The 3,150-nt window shown below is 72.3% G+C and carries 3 protein-coding genes; 2 read left to right on the forward strand and 1 reads right to left on the reverse strand.

The annotated features are described in order from the left end of the window. Positions 1 to 127: 127 nt before the first annotated feature. Positions 128 to 400 carry a hypothetical protein gene (locus KN815_RS45180; RefSeq protein ID WP_216347610.1) on the forward strand — a complete coding sequence of 91 codons (273 nt, stop codon included), beginning with the start codon at positions 128 to 130 and terminating at the stop codon, positions 398 to 400. 167 nt (positions 401 to 567) lie between these two features. Here the strand turns inward: KN815_RS45180 and KN815_RS45185 are convergent, their stop codons facing one another. Next, complete coding sequence (locus KN815_RS45185; RefSeq protein ID WP_216347611.1) at positions 568 to 1,380, reverse strand: ferritin-like fold-containing protein; 813 nt, start codon at positions 1,378 to 1,380, stop codon at positions 568 to 570. A gap of 463 nt (positions 1,381 to 1,843) precedes the next feature. On the opposite strand from KN815_RS45185, the gene KN815_RS45190 reads away from it, so the two are divergent. Continuing rightward, a partial coding sequence (locus KN815_RS45190; RefSeq protein ID WP_372458636.1) for a DEAD/DEAH box helicase occupies positions 1,844 to 3,150 on the forward strand: 1,307 nt, incomplete at its 3' end.

Here is a 3,150-nt window from a genome sequence, read left to right on the forward strand (position 1 = left end):
CCGGCACGCCGGGCACCACAGACCGCCCCCGTGGGCAGGGTTGCCCTCGCCCGGGCGGGGGTAGGACGGGCACGACCGACGCGTGATCACGTGTCGGTTCCGATCCGCTTACGGGAAGGACGCGCCAATGCTGTTCTGGGAAGCGCTCGCCTCGGTACTGATCGGTCTCGTCATCGCGTACGGGGCGCTTCAACGGCTCCCCCGAAGGCTGCCCGCGCGGCGCCTCGTCCTGTCCACCGGCCCCGCCGCCGCGCTGCTGGGCGCCCTGCTGACCCATACGGTGCTGGGCTCGGGACACACCGCCCCCGTGCTGATCGTCGCGCTCGGCTTCGCCGCTGCCCTGCTGTCGCTGCTCATCCGCCCCGCCAGGACGCGCCGCCGGCGTTCGGTCCCGGCGTAGGCCCTGTCCGGCAGGTCCCGCAGGTCTGGAGGTCCGGCAGGTCCGGCAGGTCTTCGCGGTCCCGCGACGCCTGGCACCGCGCCCCCGGATACCGCTAGGGGCGCCCCCTGGGAGGCGCCCCCGCTCCAGACGCCGAGGTGACCGGCGCGAAGATCCGCCGGAAAGGCTCAGGCGGCGAGCCCCAGGGCGGCCATCCGCTTGGTGTGGGCCTCGGTGATCCGTGAGAACATCCGGCCCACCTCCGCCAGGTCGAAACCGCCCGCCAACCCGCCGACCAGCATCGTGGAGAGCGCGTCGCGGTCCGCGACCACCCGCTGGGCCTGCGACAGCGCCTCGCCCATCAGCCGCCGCGCCCACAGCGCCAGCCGCCCGCCGACCCGCGGATCGGCCTCGATCGCGGCACGCACCTTCTCGATCGCGAACGAGGCGTGGCCGGTGTCGTCGAGCACCTGGAGCACCAGATCACGGGTGTCGGAGTCCAGCCGGGCCGCGACCTCGCGGTAGAAGTCACTGGCGATCGAGTCGCCCACGTACGCCTTGACCAGGCCCTCCAGCCAGTCGGACGGCGCGGTCTGGCGGTGGAACCCGTCCAGGGCCGCGGCGAACGGCTCCATCGCCGCCGTCGGCTCCTCGCCGACCGCCGAGAGCCGGCCCCGAAGCCGCTCGAAGTGGTGGAACTCGGCGGACGCCATCTTCGCCAGCTCCGCCTTGTCCTCGAGCGTGGGCGCCAGCTTGGCGTCCTCCGCCAGCCGCTCGAAGGCGGCCAGCTCGCCGTAGGCGAGGGCGCCGAGCAGATCCACCACGGCGGCCCGGTACTGCGGATCGGCGGCCGCCGTGTCCCAGTTCTGGGCGGCGATCCCGGTGGGCGCCGGGGCCTTCTCCCCGCCGCCCTCCCCCGAAGCTGCGTGGTCCCCGGCGCGGTCCCCTGCGTGGTCACCGGCGGTCGCGGCGGGCGTCTCAGGCGTGTCAGGCGTCTCCATGGAGCGCACAATAGCCCGCTCCGCGCCCCGGGGAAGGCCCTGGTCAGCCATGCCCACGGAGGCCCCGCATCGGACAGCCCGGTCACAGATGCGTGCTTCCGGGGTACAGTGATAAATGTGCCCGTCGAGTATCGGCGGGTTGTTCCACGAATGCGGATGCCCGGTCGGTGGCCCGATCGGCTCCAAACCCGACCGCCCTCCGCGCGGCGCGCACCACCTATGCGCACGGCAGGAGGGACCCGCTCGCGGCGTGAGCGCTCGAGCGAAGGCCGTGGTCCCGCACCGAACCGGCCATCCCCAAGGCCGGTGCACCCGGGCGCCGTGCGACCCCCTTCGCCGCTTCTCGCCGCGTCTCACAGAAGAGGCAAGCATCCTGACCACTTTCCGAGAACTCGGGATCCTCCCCGAGACGGCCGAGGCCCTGGAAGCCGTCGGCATCACGTCCCCGTTCCCCATCCAGGAGATGACGCTTCCGGTTGCCCTCTCCGGCACCGACGTCATCGGCCAGGCGAAGACCGGCACCGGCAAGACGCTGGGCTTCGGCCTGCCCCTGCTGGAGCGCGTTGTCGTCTCCGCGGACGTCGAGGCGGGCCGGGCCAAGCCCGAGCAGCTCACCGACGCCCCGCAGGCGCTCGTGGTCGTCCCCACCCGCGAGCTGTGCCAGCAGGTGACCAACGACCTTCTGACGGCCGGCAAGGTCCGCGCCGTCCGCGTCCTGTCGATCTACGGCGGTCGCGCCTACGAACCGCAGGTCGAGGCCCTGAAGAAGGGCGTCGACGTGGTCGTCGGCACCCCGGGCCGGCTGCTGGACCTGGCGGGCCAGAAGAAGCTGCGGCTCTCCTCCGTCAAGGCGCTCGTCCTGGACGAGGCCGATGAAATGCTCGACCTGGGCTTCCTGCCCGACGTCGAGAAGATCATCCAGTTGCTGCCCGCCAAGCGCCAGACGATGCTCTTCTCGGCCACCATGCCGGGCCAGGTCATCTCGCTGGCCCGGCGCTATATGTCGCAGCCCACGCACATCCGCGCCACCGCGCCGGATGATGAGGGCGCGACCGTGGCCAACATCACCCAGCATGTCTTCCGCGCCCACTCCATGGACAAGCCGGAGGTCGTGGCGCGGGTGCTTCAGGCCGAGGGCCGCGGTCTCGCGATGATCTTCTGCCGGACGAAGCGGACCGCCGCCGACATCGCCGATCAGCTCGCACGCCGTGGCTTCGCCTCCGGCGCGGTCCACGGCGACCTCGGCCAGGGGGCGCGCGAGCAGGCGCTGCGCGCCTTCCGCAACGGCAAGGTCGACGTGCTGGTGTGCACCGACGTCGCCGCGCGCGGTATCGATGTCGAGGGCGTCACGCATGTGATCAATTACCAGTCGCCCGAGGACGAGAAGACCTATCTGCACCGCATCGGCCGTACGGGTCGCGCGGGCGCCTCGGGTATCGCGATCACGCTCGTCGACTGGGACGACATCCCGCGCTGGCAGCTCATCAACAAGGCCCTGGACCTGGCGTTCCATGAGCCGGAGGAGACGTACTCCACCTCCGAGCACCTCTTCGAGCTGCTGAACATCCCCGAGGGCACCACCGGTGTGCTCCCGCGTGGTGAGCGCACCCGGGCCGGGCTCGCCGCCGAGGAGATCGAGGACCTGGGCGAGACCGGAGGCCGGGGTGGCCGCGGCCGCCGGGCCGCCGCTCCGGCCACGGAGGAGCGTCCCCCGCGCAGCCGCCGGGTACGCCGCCGCACCCGTGGCGGTCTGTCCACGGACGGCACGGG

The sequence above is a fragment of the Streptomyces niphimycinicus genome (assembly GCF_018883605.1).
Classification (GTDB): Bacteria; Actinomycetota; Actinomycetes; order Streptomycetales; family Streptomycetaceae; genus Streptomyces; species Streptomyces niphimycinicus.